Below are 20,539 nucleotides of genomic sequence, written 5' to 3'. Positions count from 1 at the left end.
CAAGGTCTTTTTTCTATGGTCATGTATTAAATCGTAGCAAGTAACTTCATTTTTTGCCAACGGCTGACGTACGCCCGTTTTGTAAAGACGTCGTAGTGATTATCCCGCGCTGCATCGAGAATGCCACGATAGAGGAACGCAGCAGCCTTTAGAGCACGCCGACTCTCTCGTGGATACCGTTCAAACGATGGAATCGCCGCGTCATACAGATGCTCTGCTCGAAGGGCGACCTCTTCCCAGAGACCGATGAAGTCTCCTGAAGGACGACCAGCGAGTAACGACTCCGCTGTGACACCGTATGTCTCCATCCATGCATGGGGCAAGTAGATACGGCCGCGTTTTGCATCTTCACCGACATCGCGTAAAATATTCGTCAGTTGCATGGCGATTCCAAGATCGATAGCGGACTTTCGGAGATCAGGCTGTTGCGGGGCAAGAATTGGCAACAACATCAAACCGACCGTGCTCGCTACGTAATAACTGTACTGTTCGGTCTCTTCAAGTGTCTGATAACGGTTCTTTTCGATATCCCACCGCATGCCTTCTGCCAGCTCTAGAAACGGCGTCTCATCCATTTCATAACGTTCAAATACGTCTGCCAACGCAATCCATAACGGTTTATCTAATACTTCGCCATCACGGAATCGTTTGAATTCATTCAAGAAAGCTAGTAAACTCTCTTTCGGCGTATCCGACTCATCGACGGTATCATCGAGGAACCGGCAAAATGTATAGATGGCATAAACAGCTTGTCGATCTGCTTTTGGTAAGAGTGAAAAGGCTTTATAGAACGTCTTAGATCCGGACTGAATGACTTCCTCACATTTGATATACGCGTTCTGGATCGTCACTGAATTCATGTTTCCACCCCATCTCTTGTTCCATTCGGTTTACGAGTATCGTTGCACCCATCATGACGACTGGTACTCCTCCACACGGATGTACTGATGCTCCAACGGCATACAGGCGATCGATGTCAGGATACGGTTTCGCCTGTGTCTTTAAGGCAGCCGATTGACGAATCGTTGGGGCAATACCAAAACTGCCTCCTTTGTATAAGCCAAAAGCCTGTGCATCATTCGGTGTACGAATCTTCATTTCTTGTATCTGTTCCCGGAATCCCGGATGATGATGCTCAATTTTTTCAAGTACGGTTTCGATGAAGCCCACTTTTTTATAATCTTCTACGCCGTAACCACGCGGAGAAGGAATCAATGAGTAAACGACACTATCCTCAGTCCCTGTCAGACTAGAGTCAATCCGACTCGGATGGAATAGATAGACTGCTGGATATTCTGGTAATCGTCCTTTTTTAAAGATGTTCGTCATGAGTGGTTCCAAGTCATTCGGCATCAAGAAGCGGTGCACCGGTAAATCGACTTTCCCCTTCATCTTGAAATACAGCAATAGCGTACCGCCTGAAGGCGTATAGGTCTTAGGTTGTTTACCTTCTACAAGACGTTCCATCAATGGAAACTCACCGTTTAGTACGATTTGATCAAATGCTTCCTGTGTGCCATCTTGCAAGACAATTTCCTTCGCCTGTCCTCGTTCGACAACAATCCGTTCGACGGGTGCTTCGAAGACGAATCGGACACCTCGTTCGACTAATGTGTCATACATACGTTCAGCAAGCGAGAAATAACCGCCTTTAACATACCAGACACCTTCCGCTTGTTCCCGGTATGGAATCAAACCATAGATCGATGGTGTCGTATATGGATTTCCACCGATATAAAATGTCGGGAAACTATACGCCATACGCAAATATTTACTCTTGAAGTATCGCTTCAAGTGATCATGTGCGGTCTCTAAAGCATGCATCTGCAATAACGGGCGCATCATTTCTGGATGAAGTAACTCCGTCTTCCGACGATAACCACGTTCTAAAAATTTCGATACACTCGTCTCATAATCCTTTTCTTTTTGGTGCATGAATTCATAAAATCCACGACCTTCTCCGAATTGACGTTCAATCGCAATCGCTTGATCCACGACATCAGCTACTTTCGTAACGACCGTACCGTCGTCAAAGTGAAGGTCATACAACGGATCGACGCGTTCGAGTTCTACACCTGTCACACCGGCTTCTGCCAACTGCTCTTTTAACTTACCTGGCATCAAGACGATCGTCGGACCTTCATCGATCCGTCCTCCCGATTCAAAATCGACGGATCGTAAGCGACCACCGACACGTCCTTCTTTTTCAAAAATCGTAATCTCGACTCCTGGATGTCTTGCTGTCAGCAAAAGCGCTGCATGCAGTGTACCGACACCTGCTCCTACGAATCCTATCTTCATGTTCGCACCCCTTCTTTTTTGAGCACGAGTTCTGCTGTGATGCGAGCGGATTCGAAAATCGTCGGTAATCCGCTACCCGGATGTGTGCCACCTCCGACGAGATACAAGTGATCGAGCTCTTCAAATTGATTATGCGGTCGGAAGTACATCATTTGTGTCAACTGATGCCCGAGATTAAACGTAGCGCCTTGATGAATCCCCATCGCTTCCCAATCGTCCGGCGTGAACATCTCTTCGACTTCGATTGCTGCTTCAATCCCTTGATACGGCGAACGTGTTTCAAGTGCGTCCAGAACACGACGACGTAGTTTCGGTCCTTCAATCGACCAATCAAGTCCAGAGTAATTGTTCGGCACTGGCACTAATACATACATAGCAGACTTGCCTTCAGGTGCTAGCGTCGGATCAAGGACAGATGGATTTTGGACATAGAACGAAAAGTCATCCGATAATTCCAGAGTCTGTGTCATCTCGCGAACGTTTTTCTCATAGTCCTCTGCGAAGTAGATTGTATGGTGTGGTGCATCAAACGTCCGGTTGACACCAAGGTATAACATGAATGTCGAGCACGAGAATTTTTTACGGTCAATTTTTGGTCGGGACCATTTTTTCAGTACACCTTCCGGCACGAGATGGTTCATCGCATGTGCGAAGTCCGCACCGATGATGACTTCATCAAACAGCTCGTGTTGCCCTGATTCAAGGATCACCCCTTCGACAGCTTTCCCGTTCAAGATCAACTGCTTGATGCCTGTACCTAATTGAACTGTTCCACCGAGTTCTTCAATCGCGCGTTGCATCGCAAGCGGCACCTGATGCATCCCACCAATCGGATGATGGACACCGTAAGCATGTTCCATGTAGGACAAGATTGAAAAGCCACCTGGACATTCCCAAGCTGACATGCCTAAATATTTGGCTTGGAACGTAAACGCATACTTTAGTTCTTCACTCGTGAAATAGTCGGATAAGACATCATAAAGGGATCGCCCAAGTGAAAGACGCGGAAGTGCTGTTAAGACACGCGGTGATAAGTAGTCTGTTAATCGGTCATGACGTGTCTGGAGAATGGGCATCAACTTACCGAGTTTTAGCGCCTGCTCTGCCATGAATCGATCATATCCCTCTCCGTTTCCCGGAAAGTGCTGTTCAATCGTCTCTTTCATCCGGTCCCGGTCCGTCGTCATCGTGAATTGCTCTGTTCCACCTTTAAAATAAAGCGTGTACATCGGATCAAGCGCTTTAAGATTCAGATAATCTTCTAATCGTAGACCGGCTTCATGAAAAACGTTTTCTAGAATGTGCGGCATATTGAGGAATGTTGGTCCTCGATCAAACGTATAGTCATCTATCTTGACGGCAGAAGTACGCCCGCCGACCTGCGTTTGTTTTTCATAGACGGTGACATCTATTCCTTTTCCCGCTAATAATAAGGCACATGCAAGTCCCCCTGGTCCTGCTCCTATCACTGCTACGCGTCGCTTCACCCAAATCTCTCCTTTTATCTCTCATCGTTTCAACTATTATACTAAGCACATAGTAAGAGCGACAAATTTAAACTGTCTTCCAACTGTAAAAACGCCAGACTTCGCTTAGGAAGTGGCGTTTGCAGTCACGATATACCAGGCACCTTCTTTTAAGAATGGTGTGATCGAAATGTTTTCAAACCCAGCTTTCGATAAATCCTCTTTCAGTTCTTCTTTGCTTGGTAATGGATACAGATTCTCATGCAACGTCATGAAAGCATTAAATGCTGCCGAGAACGGCGCACCATGCGAACTGTCACGAAGTGGTGTTACCAGAATGACTGTCCCGTCATCTTTAACGAAACGGCGAACGCCTTCTAGAAGCGCAAGACGTTCCGGTTGTGGGAAGTAATATAAAATATTATTCATCATGACTCCGTCATAGGTCTCTTTGACATCGAATGTCTTAATGTCTCCGACGACAAAGTCAATTTCTCCGCTTGTATCTCGTCGTTTTGCTTCTGCAATGACCGATTCTTCGATATCGATTCCAGCGAGTCGCAAATCAGGCAACGCCTCATGGATTTTGCGGAGATATCCGCCATAGGCACAGCCGATATCAAGAAGTGATGTCAGATTGCGACTACGAATGATATGACGTACGGCTGGAAAAGCGACGGTCTCAACAAGTGCCGACGTTTCGGCAACGATGTCGCCGTGTTCTTCACCATTGAAAACTTTCTGTTGACCCTCTTCTAGAAACTGTGGATAAGAGAATAATGCGGGTAAATGTAACTCCATCATTTCCGATAACATGAATCCGATACTGCGATCGTCTGATTGAGAAAGTTCCGGCAATACATGACGCGTCGCTGTGTAACGTAAATCTTTTTTCTTTAAGTGACCAACAGCTACGCCGACCTCGAACCAGCGGGATAACGCTTCCTGTGTCAGCGGACGTTGCATCCGCAGTTGAGCCTCTGCTTGCGTCGCTCCCGTTTGAAGAGCATCAAATAAACCATATTTATAACCGATGTATCCATGCCAAAGTGGTAACACCGGTTCTGCGCGTTTCATCCATTTCCGTGCCCGGAAGACTTTCGTCCATTCCTTCAACTGTGCCACAAGCGTTCCCCTCTCTACTGTGTAATACATCCCTTTTCCCAAATAACAACCACTTGTAAACAAAAATTACTAGCGGACACGACAAAAAGAGTCCTTTCAACCTGTGAGGTCGAAAAGGACTCTTTGATTTCGCATGCACTTAAAAGAACTTCATACCGTATGGGAGCGAATACCCAAGGAATACTGTGACAAGAACGAGCACGATGAATCCGATGACGAAACCGGAATAGGCTTTACCCTTTTTGACACGAACGAGTGTCAATTCTCCGAAGATGAGCGTCAGAAGACCTGCTGTAATCTTCGCATGATATAAGCCTTCCTTGTTAGGAATTTCAATGTACAGATAAAGACCTGTCGCGAACGTCAATAAAAGCAGAAGACGGAACGCCATATGAATGCCTTTTGCGGCTTTTTTATTGTTCTTGTACATCGAAAACGCAACGAAGAACGTGACCAACAAAAGTACCCAAAGTAAGACGTGTGTGTGAACAAATGCTGTGATTGGCATTTCATTTCCTCCTTTCTTTTCCTATCTCATCTCTCATCGTATCTGATTTCCGTACGAACACCTAGTGTTATTTTGTTGCTCTATGGTTTTTTCAGGAGATTGTCACATGTGTGGACTGGACGAGTGGAAATTTGACGGTGAAGAGACTTCCTTCCCTTACGACCGATTCCACGTGAATTTCTCCACCATGACCGGTTACGATTTCCTTACAGATGGCTAGACCAAGACCCGTACCACCGATTTTGCGACTGTCCGAATTGTCGACGCGATAGAATTTTTCAAAGAGACGACTGAGCGATTGTTCCGGAATCCCGATTCCCTCATCCCGGACTTGAAGAATGACTTGATCAAGCGATGTCGTCAGTACAACATCAATCGCACCACCAGATGGTGAATATTTCACTGCATTATTCAATAAATTATTGAGTAACTGCCTGATTTTTTCTTCATCTGCTTCAATGACAGGCAATTGATCTCCTTCATGACGGAACGTAATCCGATGGGCTTGTGTCGAAGCGGCATAAAATTGTGTCGTTTCTTCAGCAATCGCATGAACGTTCACGGATGCTTTCTTATAGGATTGTGTGCCCGACTCCATGCGCTGGACATCTAAGAAATCATTGACGAGATTCGCAAGACGTTCCGTTTCGGAATGGATCGTCCGCAAATACCGATCTTGGCGCGATTCTTCAATATCTCGGTTGAGCATGAGCTCTGTAAAGCCGTAAATCGAAGAGAGCGGCGTCCGAAGTTCATGAGACACGGTCGAAACGAGCTCTGATTTCAAACGGTCCATTTCAGTCTCTTTCGTCACATCACGCATGACAAGCATCGTTCCTTTATGCACCTGATGAATCTGAATCACCTCGACATAAAATTGAATGAATACCGTCTCATTTCGAATCGAGAATTGTAGACTATCCGTCGGTAATTCTCCACGGAGAACTGAATCGACATATCTGCTGAAGACTTCAGGTTCATCGACGACAGATCGAATGACTTCAAGACATGTTTGAAGCGTTTCTTGCTCCGTGTGAACACCATATCGTAATTCCGGGAAAAGATCGTATAACGGTCGATTGACGAAGACCTCTTCTTTTCCTGGCTCGAGATAGATGACGGCCTCTCGAATCGAATCGAGAATTCGCTCCGTCTTCGCTTTTTCTTTCGTCATCTCGTCAAATAAACGCATTCGCAAGAGCGATAGTGACAGTTGACGAGAGAAGGACATGGCGTCTCGCATCTGTTCATTCGTGAACTGATCGCGGTAACGGACAAGGTAAATATACGCGATGATATCATCTGCCGTTGGATCGAGAATCGGCACAGCCGTTTCATACATATAGTACGGATACGGTAATGGATGATTGCTCGCGACTTGTTTAGAAGAATGAACTGGGGTCTTCAGCGATTCTGCTCGTTTCAACAGTGACGCATCATTTTGAAGCAACTGTTCTGCCAGTTCATCCGTCATCCCGTAAGTGACGACAGAATAACTATCTTCCTCATCCACGAACACCAATGCACCGATCTCCGAATCCGTGATCGTGACGAGCTTCTCGATGATTTCGGGATAAGCGGTCAATGACTCACGTGCCGCAAGTGTCTCGGTTAAATCATTCCGGTACTGGAGATGCTGTTCATTTCGCATCGTCAGCTCCAATGCTTCTTCAAGCTCTTGCTGTTGTGCTTGCAATTCTTCTTGCTGAGCTTGCAGTTCTTCCTGCTGCGCCTGCAACTCTTCATTTTTTGCTAATAGGTGCTGTTTGTTTTCAGAAATCGAACTCGCCATCTGGTTGAATGATAACGCCAGAATACCAATTTCATCTTTACGATTTGGTACTTTGACGCTCGAGACATCCTCACCATTCGCAAGCCGTTGACTGTTTTTGACGAGAGACAATAATCCTATCGTGATCCGGCGGATGAAGGGGTAGATGAAGAAGATCAAGACGGCAATCAAGACGACGATATTCGCTAACCAAATCAGTTGTGTCGTTCGGATTTCCCGTTCTAATTGATTACTTGTCCGTTGTGCCCAATCTTCCAAAAATTCACGATAGCCACCGAGTGCTAATTCACTTTTATTAATCTCTGATAATACATCGATGTTTCCTTGACTATCTAACTGGATTTGACCTTCAGCTAACAACTTTTGACCGAGTGGTAGTTCAGCAAGCGTCGTTCCTTTTAAGAAAGATTCCGTGACATCTCCTGATTCTTTCGCTTTGACATAGGATTGAACAAGCGGCAAGATAGCATCGAAATAATAACCATATAATTCTCTCGAGGACTTGGCGAATGCCTTTCCTTGATCATAGATCGCATTTTTTTCGAACCATTCTGTCTGCTGATCAATCTTATCTTGTTGGGCCATGACCTGATTATATAAATCCGCATTTCCCATCAAGGCATATCCGCGCATGTTGAACTGGACATCTTGCCACTCTTCCCATAAGGCACCTGCGCGTGCACTTCGATCACGGATGTCTTCTAACTTCGCCCGGGTCGCCTGCAGTTTCGTGTCGGTGTAGTTGTAGACGATCAATGATGAAATCATCAATGTAGCTAATACGACATAAAAGGAAGCCATGAGTTGGCGTCCGATTTTTCGATTAATCCACTTTGTAATCACTCAGTATTCCTCCTACTACATTAATCAACTCTAGAGGACTAAAAGGTTTTGAGAAGAAATAGTTCGCACCGATTTCTTCCGCGCGTTCCCGGTCGGATTGTTGACTTTTAGCCGTCAGCATCATGATTTTTAAATGTTGCTTATCCGGATGTTGTCTGACTTTTTCGATGACTTCAATTCCTGTCATTCCAGGCATCATGTAATCGAGTAAAACGAGATCATATTCAGCGTTCATGATTTTTTGATACGCTTCGTCTCCATCTGTCGCTTCATCGATCGTGTATCCTTCATCTTCTAATGTATCGAGTACTAACATGCGTAAGACATCTTCATCTTCTGCTAATAAAATACGTGCCATCTATTAAAACCTCCCAAAATTATCCACCACTAAAGTGACATATCTTCTTTATTCTACACAGTTCCTTCATAATAAGAAACGGAAATCACTTCAGAAACTGATTTTGTCTCCTTATTCCTCATCCCTCTTTCGTCCTATACTAAAACCTCCCTCATCTCTACCTTAAGTAGGAGAACGAGGAAGGTCTCGATCGTATCAAAATTAAATTAAACTAAATCAATCGTTTCTTCTAAAGCAAACGCATAGATGACCTTCCGTGTAATCTGAATATGAAGAATGGCTTCTAACGCTTCTTGATACAGGTTCAGCTGAGTCGCATATCGTTCTCGTAACATATCAGCAGGTGTCTGTCCGACTTCCGTCGTAACAATTTGATCCGATTTATAATCGAGCAAGATATACGACTCTCCATCTTGAATCAAGCAGTCGACGATTCCTTGCATGACAGCATCGTCTGAAGGACCCGTCCAGTCTTTCCGGAAACGTGCCGCCTCGATTTTATACGTAAACGGCAACTCTCGATAGACATGATTCGTCCGTAGTCGTTCATCGAACAATCGCCCGATCTCGGAATCGAGGAATCCTTGTAATTGTGCTGTTGCTTCTCGCATCGTCGTTGCTTCGATGGGCGTAATCCGTTCCGTCGCTTCCCATTGATCGATCTGTTGCGTAAGCGCTATATCCGGTTCATATAATTGCATCGCTAAGTGTAAGACCGTTCCTCGTTCCGCTCCACTGAGTACGGGTCCGAGAAATTGTGGTGTTCGATAATAGGTCGTTTGACGATACGTTGTTTCAAAGGCTGCGCGCTCGAGTTGTTCCGCACGCTTCAGTTCCGTGACGGTCTGTTTCGCTGCCGTCTCTGTCGCGAGTAGATGCGGATACTGATACGAAAACGCCGACTCGACAATTTCTTTGACGTGTGAATTGACCGGGACGTCGATTTTTTCAAGCTGCTGGACGTGCTCAAGTTGCTCCACAAGCGTTGAAATCTCTTGGTACGGTGCTAATTCCTCCAACGACATCGCGCGAATCGACCAGTTCGTCTCATCCGGACGCAGTAAGCTGCTGCGCAAGACTGCCGGGACGACCCATTCCGCATAACTTTTCGCTTGGCGCCGATCATTTTCCGGTAACAGGACTTCATCGGGTGGTGTCATCTGCCAAGTCGCCATTTGATCTTCTAAATCCTTGACTGTTCCAACGAGAATTAGCTTTTCTTTTGCCCGGGTCATCGCGACATACAGAACCCGCATCTCTTCCGCCTTCATTTCTCGATCCATTTCCCGGCGGATGACTTCTTTCAGCAACGTTCCGGATCGCAAACGACGGATTGGATCGATTGCATCCAGAGCAATACCATACGTCTTATGCAACTGGATCGCTTGCATCTGATCCTGTTTATTGAATTGCTTCGTCAATTGGCTGACAATCGTCACTGGGAACTCGAGTCCTTTTGACTGGTGAATCGTCATGATGCGGACAACATCTTCGTCTTCACCGAGTGAACGAGCTTCCGCGAAGTCTTCTCCTCGTTCGATCAACCGATTAATTAGACGGAGAAAACGATACAACCCACGATAGCCGGACGTCTCATATTGCTTCGCCCGCTCATATAAGGCATTCAAGTTAGCTTGACGACTTCTGCCTCCGGCGAGACAGCCGACATACTCAAAATAGCCGGTCTGATCAAACAACGACCGAATGAAGGTTGGAAGCGCACTCCCACGCGCCTCGGTTCGCCATGCTTGAATCTGACGGATGATCTCATCGATTCGGATACCGAGTTCCGACTCCTCTGACGCCATCGCAAGTGCCGCCTCATAAAAGCTTCCTTCTTTTTGTTTTGCTCGAATCCGTCCCAAATCGCGATCCGCCACACCGAAAATCGGCGATCGTAACAGACTGGCGAGCGGGATGTCTTGAAGCGGATTATCGATCGTCTTAAGCAACGCCATCATGATTTGAATTTCCGTCGCTTGGAAATATCCACCCGTCGTATCCGCATAAACTGGAATCTCATACTGTTCAAATACCTCGACAAGTGCTTGGACACGCTTACCACGCGACCGTGCTAAGACGACGATATCGCGGTATTCACAGGTTCGGAATCGGTTCGCTTTCGCATCGTAAATCAGATGTGGATGCTTCGAATCAACGAGTTCTAAAATTCGCGTCGCAATCGCTCGTGCTTCAACCTCTTCCTTTTCACTATCTAGCGGATCGATTAAAAGCAATTCAGGTGCGACTTGCTCCGATTCTAAATAACTCAGATTACCGAGTCGAAGATGGGCGGCTTCATCGTAATCAATTTCTCCAACCGTCTCATCCATGACTTGTCGAAAGATTTGATTCGTTCCATCCAGCACCTCAAGGCGACTTCGGAAGTTTTTCGTTAAATCGATCCGTGTTCCGACGTCCGTCTGCTGGAATCGTTTGAATTTTTCTAGGAACAATCCTGGTTCAGCATGACGAAATTTATAGATGGATTGTTTGACATCTCCGACCATGAATAAATTCCCTGTCGCCTCATCCGTTTTCGAGACCAGTTGGATGATGCGTTCCTGCACTTCATTCGTATCTTGGTATTCATCAACGAGTACTTCAACGAAGCGCTCCCTTAGAAGCTTTGCTACGTCTGACGGTTCTCCTTCATCCGTCAAGATCTCTAATGCAAAATGTTCAAGATCTGAAAAATCAACGATTCCTCGTTGTTGTTTCGCTTCGAGATAATCATTTGCGAATTGACGCACGAGTGTGACGATCGTCTCTACGTGTCGTAACTGGGATCGTAAATCCTCCAAGTAATCGACACCTGTTTTTTGAACGAACAGTTCCTTCATCTTTTTAAACTCTGCAACAAGACGTGTTCGCTCTGTCTGGAACGGTTTGATTCCTTCATCCCCACGCGGACTTTTCCAGCGACCGAACTCCACTGCTTGAAAGGCAAACGCAACCATCGACCATCGCCGCACTGACGTTTCAAGTACTCCAAACGGAGCCATATCCTGTCGCATCATCTGTCCCATTTCCGTATATCCGGACTGTTCCAATTCAAACGCTAGTTCTCGGTAACGTCCCAACAGATTCGACAATGTCTCCCATTCCAGTTCAACCAATCGTTGCATAAGTGGCGAATCGTCCGGGTCAATCGGCTGATCGTACTGACTGATCAAATGCGCGTAAAACGCTTCTGGGTCAGGTAAGGATCGAGAAAAACGGTAGAGATTCGAAATCAGCGACAGCATCGCTTGATCATCCCGGTCCGATGTATAACTATCAATCAAATCATAGAATCCCGGATCCTCAGAAGCATAGAACGACTCGAAGACTGCTTCTAAGACATCGTCTTGCAGTAATAACAATTCAGATTCGTCAGCTATCCGAAATGCCGGATCCAAACCGATCCGGTAATAATTCTCGCGTAGAATCGATAGACAAAATGAATGGATCGTCGTGATTTGGGCCCGGTTCATCAGTTGACGCTGCTTTTTTAGATACAAATCATCCGGCGCCTCTTTGATACGCTGATCCATGACCTCGATGACCCGCGTCTTCATCTCACGCGCTGCCGCATTCGTAAAGGTGGCAACTAGTATACGATCCGCTGACAGCTCATCTTCGGGATCGATCAAACGTTGCGTCAGTCGCTCGACAAGGACAGCGGTCTTTCCTGATCCAGCAGCTGCTGAAACTAAGATATGTCCTCCTCTCGCTGAAATAGCTTGTTGTTGTTCTTCTGTCCAACGCACACTCATTCTTCTTCCTCCTTCAACCGTTCCAGCACTTCTTTTTCAGACATCGGTTTTAATGGGCGATACTGATTCCCGAGTGACTCATCGAATTGACAGACCGATCGGTATTCGCAGAAGCTGCAAGGTGTCCGTTCCTGATAATCAAATGGATTGATGGCGATATCTCCATCATAAATATCCTGGCTGCTGTCTTTTAACGCCTCCCATGCATGGTCCATCAGCGCCGATAAATCCTCCTCCTGCACGACACCTTTCGTCTGTGTCTTATGGAGTCCGTTTTTCGTGAATGTCACTTTGACGAGTGGTGATTTTTTTCGTTCATCGTACGCAATATGATCCATAGCCCGCAGTACTTCATCATTCTCGAGAATGACGCCCTGCATTTGATAGGACTCGAGCAATAGTCGATTACGTTCTGCTTCATCAGCAGATAAATCGCCTCGTAACATCGGATTCTTGACATGGAAATAAAGCGCACCCGCAGGTTTTGCCTGCTGTTGATAGAGCAATTCCGACTGTTCCACGACTGTCTTCAAATACAGCAACATCTGAATGGCGAGCCCATAATAGATTTCCGCAAAATCCAGTCCCCGCGCACTTGATTTGTAGTCAATGATGCGAACGTATAACTGATCCCCGATCGTCGCCTGATCAATCCGGTCGATCCGACCCGTGAATTCGATTTCCGTTCCATCTGGTAACGTAAAGCGTAATGGTGGGAAGGTCGCGTTCCCAAAACTGATTTCAAATAAATCCGGTTCAAAATCCGTTCGTTTCGCCTGCTCAACGAGCATTTTCGCAGTCTGTTCCACAACATCGGTTAATTTTTTCTTGATATAACCGAACCGACTCGAACTCATCAAAATCGCGTTCTGAATTTCCGGTGTCACTTTCTCGACAGCTTCCTTCGCAAGTGTTCCACATGTCTCGCCGTCAAGCTCTCGCCACTGACGTCCAGAAGCTTTAATACTGAGCGATAGATCATTTAATGCGCCGTGGAACAGATTTCCGATGTCCGGTGCTTCGAATTTATAAAGCTTTCGCTCGCGCAAACGAAGCCCATACCGAGCAAAATGCTTATACGAGCAGGCGTTATAGGTCTCAAAACGCGAAACGCTCGCTTGCAGTGAATCACCATATAGACGATGCGCCAACCCTTCCGGTAACGCTTCCGCTTGATTTTGATAGAACAAGGCACTCGAGAATAACCCCATCCGTTCACGTCCCCGTCCGTTTTCGAGAAGCGTATTGTACACCTCGAACCAAATCGGCTGAATCGGATAACGTCGTTGAAGACGTCGAAGTTCAATCGCTGTCGCTGCTGCCGCACGCTCTGGACTCGTCACGAAATCAAGTTGTTCTTGCGGTGCGTGTTCCCCAGCTTCCGCAAAGTGCGTCTTAATCGGACGATCGAGCAACAGTTGTCGTTTTAATTGTTTTGTGATCGCTGCCGGCTGAAGCGCCTTTCCTTCTTCATCGACAAGTGCGTAACTAACATACAAGGCTTCACTTGGAGCCATCATCCCTTGATACAGGTAAAACAGCTCATCATCAAACACATCAAGAGATGCTTTTCCAACCGGAATACCATGTTCATGTAAGAAGTCATGATCATTTTCGGACAGTAACTTTGATTGATCTTGAACGAACGGAATCAAACCATCATTCGCTCCGAGTAAAAAGACGACTTTTACTCGTTGTAATCGTCCACGGACATAGTCCGTCGCGATGACTTGATCGAGCGATGGCGGAACAAGTGCAAAACGAAGGCTCTCAAGTCCTGTCTCGACCATCTGGACGAACAAATCCGTTGATAAGGTATGCTCAGGCGCAGCAGCTTCTAGCTGCTCGAATAGATGAAGTATCGCTTCATATACTTGATCATGCTCGCGCGCAACAAGTAATTGATCCTGCTCTAGTGCTTGCTTACGCCATTCCATTAAACGTTCTGCAATTTTTTGTTCTTCAAGGAATTGATACAGACCTTTCGTATACGCGCTCATCGTCTTCGCCTGTTTCAGCCGGCGGTGCAACGGTTCAATCAAGTCGACGACGAATGTTCGTAAATGGTTCAGTTCTTCTTCTTGCGCAAGCTCCTCTTCCGTTAAGCGAACTTCCTCTGCTAGGCGCCGCTTTAATTGCCACGGTTGTTGCCACATCGACCCTTTGATGCCGCGTTCGAGCACGAAGGTCTCAAAACGATCGAGCGCTAGACGCGCATCTTCCGCGGGAATCGGCAAGAGCTCCGTCTTCAGCAAACGAAAGACCGTTTCTTCCCGATAACCCGACGTTACGATGTCCAAAGCAGATTGAATCAAGTCAACGAGTGGATGATGAACCATCGACTCACGTTGATCCAAGAAATATGGAACATCATACATGTGGAAGGCTCGTTCCAAGTGATCCGCATACGGCTCAAGATGTCGCACGACGAATGCCATCTCATGAAACCGATACCCTTTTTGTCGAACGAGTTGAATCGCTTTCCGCACGGCTGATTCTGCTTCAACTTGACGGTTAACTGCAGCTGTCATCTGAAAGCCCTCAATGTCATGATCGACAGGAGGATATCCCGGCTTCAACAAGGCCTGCTCCAAATGTCGTAGTCCTTCTGATTGAAACTTGATTGGTTGATCATACAAAATTTCTTCATATGGAATCGACAGTTCCTGCATCTGACCGATCAATTGCATGTAGCACCGCTGAGACACACCAAAAGAAGTTTGTTTCGCATAAGGATCCGTTGCATCCATCGTAAAACTAATATGCATCTCAGCCACTTGTTGCATCAAGGCGAGTAAAACTTGTTGTTCCTGGAGCGAAAATTCATAAAATCCGTCGACGATGATCGTCGCTTGATCCAGTCGCGCTTTTGGAAGTAATTCGAGCAACGTCGTATAGTAATCGTCTGCATGGAGTGCTTTATCGACAATTCGTTCCGTAAAGCGCTCATAAATCAACGCAAGGTCGTTTAATTTCGGTGACCGTTCGAGAGAGCGATCACTCACTTGACGCAACATGTCTGGCTCAATCAACGAACGTTTAAACGACGCAATGAGCTCATCAAGTCCTTGGAAAAATCCAGGCATGTTTTTAGTTCGTTTAAAAATCTTCAGTTCGTCTTCTGATTCCTCAACGACCTGTCGCAGTAATAGCTGTGTCCCCGTCTCATCAAGAAATGGAATCGCTTGATTCCCGTAATCGCGTAAAATATGAAACGCAAAGCGCCGTAGACTCATGACCTCAAGACGAACAAGACCTGCTATCCGTTCATCTGTCGCAATCCGCCGCTCCATTTCAAATGACATCTGATCTGGAACGATGAAATACATCTTCTCTCCTAGTGGTCGTTGCTCGAGTTCTTGTACGACGCGCTCGATCAATTGTGTCGTTTTCCCACTACCGGCACGACCAATATGCATATGGTTCATCAAGAAAACCTCCTTCTCGTTTTTCTTTACTCTTAGTATCTCACAAACAAGAACAAATGTACTGTTTTTGGCGCATGTCTTCTATGTATAAATTTGCTATAATCAGGACACATCCTATGTAAGGCAGGTGATGCTTCTTGTCACTTTACGAAACCGTCGGAGGCGAGCATATACTCACATCCTTGGTTCGCTCGTTCTATCATCAAGTCTACCATGATTCACTGTTGCGACCGTTATTCCCTGAAGATCGACAACGTGTCGAACAGGCACAACTCGTCTTCTTGATCCAATTGACAGGAGGACCGCGCGACCCGGATCAACCGCCGGCGAGTTTAGCGATGATTCACCGGTTATTACCGATTCAAAAAGAACATGCCATCCGTTGGTTGGAACTGATGGAAGTAGCTTCTCTTGATACGATTCCAAATGAAGAAGCACGACTCCAACTACTCGAGCGATTACGAATTGGCGCGATGAATGTACTACGCGTTTGTGAAGCACACCAGATGGACTGAGGGATTTTTCTTTCTCATCTGTCCATTTCCATGTAAAATAATAATTGGAGGCGATAAAACATGACGGAAGAACAAGAACAACGACCTGAACTCGTAAAGAATGCGATCGAGCAAGCAGAAGCATCGACGAACGAGGATGACACGCTCGAGGAAGAGCAAACCGAAGAACAAAAAAAATTGGATCATATCAAAGGTCTCGTAACACTTGAACGTGGATCTGATTACTATCGTGTTGTTTTTTATGACGACCATAAACACTTGATTTTCAAGGAACTCGATTACGATCGTGTCGACTTCGTAGGTCGTTTCTACAATGATAGCTTTGATCCGACAAACTTGACGGAACTAGAAGAAATCGCAGACAAAGCACTCTCGACTTCTTTACGAAAACGATTCTTATAATGCATGAAATAAGCCATCCTCCGATTGGAGAACGGCTTATTTTTTATTGATCAGATTGTTTTTTCTTCCGACGAAGAACGTAAGCAAGAACGCCACCTGCGACAGCGATCCCTGTTGCCGCCAAAATCGGTAATAAGACCTTTTTGTTAGATGCTAGTTTTTGTTTGACTTGCTCAAGGCGCGACTCATTCGTCTCCTTCAAGGCGATAGATGTCCGACGGTTCATCGTGACGTGTTTCGCAGCATCCGTCACGACGATGCGTTTCGTTACCCAACGGCGATTTCCAGCATCATCGACGACCAATTGTCGTGCCCGTTTAATTCCTTTGATTCGTTTACCCGGTGTATTTTCCGGACGCACGATACGAGAACTGATAAAGCGTCTGCCTCCAGTCGCACCAAATCCAGGCTGTAGTTTTCGGCGATTTAACCATTCGTATGATTCATTCATCGTGTCGCGGTAAAAGTTACCGCTTCACCTCCCTATGATTTCTCTCTCTACTGTTTCTCCTTACGTAAGTAAGATTCCTGTTATGTGTTTCCACTTTTCACCGATTCTTAAACTCCGGCAACTGAAAACGACGTTGCATTTCATACGCCAGTTCCAGCGTTTTAATCCGTTGTCGCTCGATGCTGTACGCAGATGCATCGGTATCGATACATTGCCCGGTCTGAAATTCGACTTGTACTTTACCCGATTTTTTCTGAACAGTCTTCATCTGTTTAAAATTAATCCAAATACATTCTGCCTTTTCTTTTGCGGTCGTTGGAAAGAAAATCGTCTGTGCTTGCCAATCCACTAAAACAGGTGTCTTTCGGTTCGGACCAAGAATATGCCGCGCTGCTTCAATTCTTCCACGCATCGACGAACCAAAATACAAACAGGATTCTTCAATCAACTTAATGGGATGACCATCTAAAATACTTTCAGAATGTTCCTTGATGACGAGTGTCTGCGGTTCACCGTATTGACCGTATCGCGGGATCAAGGCTAACGTTTCTTCCGTGATTGGGTATGACATCTCCTTCGCTCCCTTCCTGGATTATATTGGTTATATCAAACTTCCTTTTACTTTGCATGAACGGAACGATTATTTCCTAACGAAAAAAACGAGATCCAAAGATCCCGTTTTTAAAATTCTTTTGGTTTTTTTTCCTCTTGCTCAATAAAATGACGTGGGAAATTAAAAATCACACAAACTTTTCCGACTCCATTTCCCGCAGAACGGTTTTCGATTGCGACCGTTCCATCATGACGCTCAACGATCCGTTTGACGATATAGAGACCAAGCCCAAACTTTCCTTCCTTGCCACGTGAGAATTGATGGAACAGTGGCGAGGAGGCGTCAAGCGGTGGTCCGTCATTTTCGATTTCGATATGCACCTGATCCGCTGTTCCGGACAATCGGATATCGATTCGTGTTTCGGCATAACGAATCGCATTGTCCATGACATTTTCTAGCGCAACACGTAACTGCTCTCCTTCACCAAGAACAATTCCTGCTTCTCCGCTGACATGCCATTCCAGTGACTTCGTTCCAGAAAAGCGATTTTTCAACAGATGCACCATCCGGTCGATGTCAACATTGTCCCAGGTCGAACGATCGAGCTCGAAATAGTCGAGCTTCGTGACATAAAGTAGAGCCGCGACTTTTTTCTCTAACCGCTCCGCCTCTTCATCAATGACGGATACGGATCCGGTCAAATCACCATCTGGATAAATCCCGTCTGAGATGGACTGGGCATAACTTCGGATGACCATGATCGGTGTCTTCAAATCATGGGAGATGTTTTGAAGTAATGATTTTTGTGCCTTATCTTGTTTTTCAAGATCCATCCGCATCGCATCGACCGATCGTGCGAGTCGTCCGATTTCATCCCCACGATCAAGTGGAAGTGGTGTATCCCATTTCTGAGCCGCGATCTTCCCGACCGCTCCCTCGATTTCGACGAGTGGTTGTGTCAACCGTCGCGCTAACCAAAAGGCAATGAATAGCGTAAAGATACTTCCAATGATGACGACGAATCCGATTTTCGAGAATAACTGCGTAATCAGTTCTTGTCGATACGCATCCCAAACATAGGAGACACGATAGTACGTTTCACCACTATCCTCGATTTTTCGAATACTGTAGTATACATCTTCTTTATCAAGACGCGTTGTATACTTTGCTGTAACTGTTTTTTGATCAATCGCATCACGGTACATCTGATTGATCAGCTGTTGTGGTGCTCCACCGTAATAGAGCTTTCCGTTTTTAGAAAGGAGTAAGATATTAACAGAACGGGACTCCTGTTTTCGGCGGTCAAATTCAATCGGATTATCTTGTAGCATCTCGATGACAGAGGCATCCTTCGAGAAGAAGACCTCACTATTCTCAAGCGTCGAATAGACCTGTTCATCGATGAAATTTCCGATCGATGAGCGGATGACAAGGAGAATGACTGCAGATAATGTGACGATGACGAGCAGAAACATCGCCCAAATCTGAAATCCGAGACTGCGATTTTTCATGCAGACACCAAGCGATAGCCAATACCATAGATCGTTTCGAGTTCCAGTTTCGTTAATTTCTTACGGACACGACGGACAAGATCATCGACGACGCGATCCGATCCGAAATAATCGTCACCCCAGACACTGACGAGAATCTGCTCGCGAGACATCGGCGTCCCGATTTGTGTCGCAAATAAAATCAGTAGATCGTACTCTTTTGAGGTTAGATCGATTTCTTGACCATTCTCTTCGATGATTCGTTTCTCTGGATAAATCATATAATCACCGTATTGGATGACACCACTCTTTGGTGTCGCATACGTACGTGCTAAGATTTTTTTGACACGAATGACCAGTTCGCGCGGAAGGAACGGTTTTGCGATGTAATCGTCTGATCCCATCTCAAGACCAATGATTTTATCGATGTCCTCATCACGAGCCGAGATGAAGATGACAGGTGTCGTCTCATCATGTGCCTTGATCCGCTTAATCAATTGAAAACCATCCATATCCGGTAGCATGATGTCTAAAATCCATAAGTCAGGCTTTTCAACGATGGCAGAGGCCGCTGCCTCACCAGACGTAAACGACTTCACCTGCCATCCTTCTTGCTCCAAATATTTCACGAGTACACGATTCAAGTTCACTTCATCATCAACTAAATAGATTGTATGCATGGCTCTCACTCCTCGACTAATGTGCTTTGTTTCAGTGTAACAAAGGAATTCCGCAAAATTATGGGAGAGTGGATAATAATTCAAAAAACCTTTCTTTTCAAAAGAAAAGAAAGGCGAAGTCATAAATTTTCTATTATTTGACGAGACGGAGCGCTGGATACGCTACTTGCTCGTTCTTTGAAGTCACAGGTGTTACCTGTTGACGACGTTCCATTTTTACGACGTGCGTCAAAAATCCAACGCCGCCTCCTAACAATACCGTTACACCCGTCATTAATAGAATCTCCATTTTCTTCGCCACCTTTTCCATCGCAATTGATAATCAGTATCATCCTCAAACTGACTATATCACGCTCAAACGAAAATGAGAAGCGTTCTCATGAAATTAATCGTCTAAAAACTTTTGTTGTTCCAGTTCATGACGTTTTCGGATGATTTCCTTCCAATCGAATTGTCCTTGTTCGAGTCCATTGATTAAAATTTCAGCAGTTCCAACATTCGTCGCAAGCGGCAGATCGTATACGTCGCATAATCGAATGAGTGCCGAGACGTCCGGTTCATGTGGTTGCGCCGTCAGTGGATCCCGTAAGAAGATTACGATATCGATTTTCCCTTGCGCCACGAGAGCGCCAATTTCCTGATCACCACCGAGTGGACCTGACTTACAGCGATGGACGTGCAAGTCGGTTGCTTCCATGATTCGTTGTCCGGTCGTTCCTGTCGCATACAATGTATTTTTCTTGAAGAATGCGGCGTAAGCTCGTGTAAAGCCCATCATCTCATCCTTTTTTTCATCATGTGCAATCAATGCGATGTTCATCTGTATCCCCTCCTTCTTGTCTATGCACAGAAAAAGAACTTCAGAAACC

The 20,539-nt window shown here is 45.7% G+C and carries 17 protein-coding genes; 2 read left to right on the top strand and 15 right to left on the bottom strand.

Translation table 11 applies throughout. The features are described from left to right. Positions 1–26 precede the first annotated feature (26 nt). The 9 genes from B4C70_RS12120 to addB form a co-directional block, all read right to left on the bottom strand. Positions 27–860 (bottom strand): phytoene/squalene synthase family protein, encoded by an 834-nt coding sequence (locus B4C70_RS12120; RefSeq protein ID WP_195865595.1) that lies wholly within the window; start codon positions 858–860, stop codon positions 27–29. Next, positions 820–2,301, bottom strand: coding sequence for a phytoene desaturase family protein (locus tag B4C70_RS12115; protein WP_290779748.1), 1,482 nt, complete (start codon positions 2,299–2,301; stop codon positions 820–822). Before B4C70_RS12115 ends, B4C70_RS12120 begins: the two co-directional genes overlap by 41 nt. Then, complete coding sequence (locus B4C70_RS12110; RefSeq protein WP_290779745.1) at positions 2,298–3,788, bottom strand: phytoene desaturase family protein; 1,491 nt, start codon at positions 3,786–3,788, stop codon at positions 2,298–2,300. The genes B4C70_RS12115 and B4C70_RS12110 overlap by 4 nt, the downstream gene beginning before the upstream one ends. Positions 3,789–3,893: 105 nt before the next feature. Continuing rightward, positions 3,894–4,892, bottom strand: coding sequence for a class I SAM-dependent methyltransferase (locus B4C70_RS12105; RefSeq protein WP_290779742.1), 999 nt, complete (start codon positions 4,890–4,892; stop codon positions 3,894–3,896). Between the two features lie 139 nt (positions 4,893–5,031). Next, a complete protein-coding gene (locus tag B4C70_RS12100; RefSeq protein ID WP_290779740.1) occupies positions 5,032–5,400 on the bottom strand; it encodes a DUF1516 family protein in 369 nt (122 codons plus the stop codon). A 91-nt stretch (positions 5,401–5,491) separates the two neighbouring features. After that, the gene (locus B4C70_RS12095) at positions 5,492–8,035 is read right to left on the bottom strand and encodes a HAMP domain-containing sensor histidine kinase (RefSeq protein ID WP_290779738.1); all 2,544 of its coding nucleotides are present in this window, start codon (positions 8,033–8,035) and stop codon (positions 5,492–5,494) included. Further along, positions 8,016–8,393, bottom strand: coding sequence for a response regulator (locus B4C70_RS12090; RefSeq protein ID WP_290779735.1), 378 nt, complete (start codon positions 8,391–8,393; stop codon positions 8,016–8,018). Before B4C70_RS12090 ends, B4C70_RS12095 begins: the two co-directional genes overlap by 20 nt. A 206-nt stretch (positions 8,394–8,599) precedes the next feature. Further along, positions 8,600–12,151 (bottom strand): helicase-exonuclease AddAB subunit AddA, encoded by a 3,552-nt coding sequence (gene addA / locus B4C70_RS12085; RefSeq protein ID WP_290779732.1) that lies wholly within the window; start codon positions 12,149–12,151, stop codon positions 8,600–8,602. Continuing rightward, the gene (addB, locus tag B4C70_RS12080) at positions 12,148–15,579 is read right to left on the bottom strand and encodes a helicase-exonuclease AddAB subunit AddB (protein ID WP_290779729.1); all 3,432 of its coding nucleotides are present in this window, start codon (positions 15,577–15,579) and stop codon (positions 12,148–12,150) included. Before addB ends, addA begins: the two co-directional genes overlap by 4 nt. Before the next feature lie 137 nt (positions 15,580–15,716). Between addB and B4C70_RS12075 the strand changes: the two genes are divergently transcribed. Continuing rightward, positions 15,717–16,094 (top strand): truncated hemoglobin, encoded by a 378-nt coding sequence (locus B4C70_RS12075; RefSeq protein WP_290779726.1) that lies wholly within the window; start codon positions 15,717–15,719, stop codon positions 16,092–16,094. A 60-nt stretch (positions 16,095–16,154) separates the two neighbouring features. Beyond that, the gene (locus tag B4C70_RS12070) at positions 16,155–16,496 is read left to right on the top strand and encodes a hypothetical protein (protein WP_029340963.1); all 342 of its coding nucleotides are present in this window, start codon (positions 16,155–16,157) and stop codon (positions 16,494–16,496) included. A 43-nt stretch (positions 16,497–16,539) separates the two neighbouring features. On the opposite strand, the gene B4C70_RS12065 is transcribed toward B4C70_RS12070, so the two are convergent. The 6 genes from B4C70_RS12065 to mgsA form a co-directional block, all read right to left on the bottom strand. Next, positions 16,540–16,947, bottom strand: a complete 408-nt coding sequence (locus tag B4C70_RS12065) for a hypothetical protein (RefSeq protein ID WP_023467385.1) — start codon at positions 16,945–16,947, stop codon at positions 16,540–16,542. A 97-nt stretch (positions 16,948–17,044) separates the two neighbouring features. Continuing rightward, positions 17,045–17,518, bottom strand: a complete 474-nt coding sequence (locus B4C70_RS12060) for a competence protein ComK (RefSeq protein WP_029340962.1) — start codon at positions 17,516–17,518, stop codon at positions 17,045–17,047. Between the two features lie 110 nt (positions 17,519–17,628). Next, a complete protein-coding gene (locus tag B4C70_RS12055; protein WP_290779723.1) occupies positions 17,629–19,011 on the bottom strand; it encodes a sensor histidine kinase in 1,383 nt (460 codons plus the stop codon). Further along, positions 19,008–19,670: a response regulator transcription factor gene (locus B4C70_RS12050; RefSeq protein ID WP_290779720.1), complete on the bottom strand. Its 663-nt coding sequence runs from the start codon at positions 19,668–19,670 to the stop codon at positions 19,008–19,010. Before B4C70_RS12050 ends, B4C70_RS12055 begins: the two co-directional genes overlap by 4 nt. Before the next feature lie 133 nt (positions 19,671–19,803). After that, positions 19,804–19,959, bottom strand: coding sequence for a hypothetical protein (locus tag B4C70_RS12045; RefSeq protein WP_174316041.1), 156 nt, complete (start codon positions 19,957–19,959; stop codon positions 19,804–19,806). 96 nt (positions 19,960–20,055) lie between these two features. Then, on the bottom strand, positions 20,056–20,490 hold the full coding sequence (gene mgsA / locus B4C70_RS12040) for a methylglyoxal synthase (RefSeq protein WP_023467379.1): 435 nt from the start codon (positions 20,488–20,490) through the stop codon (positions 20,056–20,058). Positions 20,491–20,539 lie beyond the last annotated feature (49 nt).

It is taken from the genome of Exiguobacterium sp. UBA5002, assembly GCF_002396765.1.
Classification (GTDB): Bacteria; Bacillota; Bacilli; order Exiguobacteriales; family Exiguobacteriaceae; genus Exiguobacterium_A.
The sequence above is the reverse complement of the archived record's forward strand: the minus strand, read 5'-3'. Positions and strand labels throughout refer to the sequence as shown.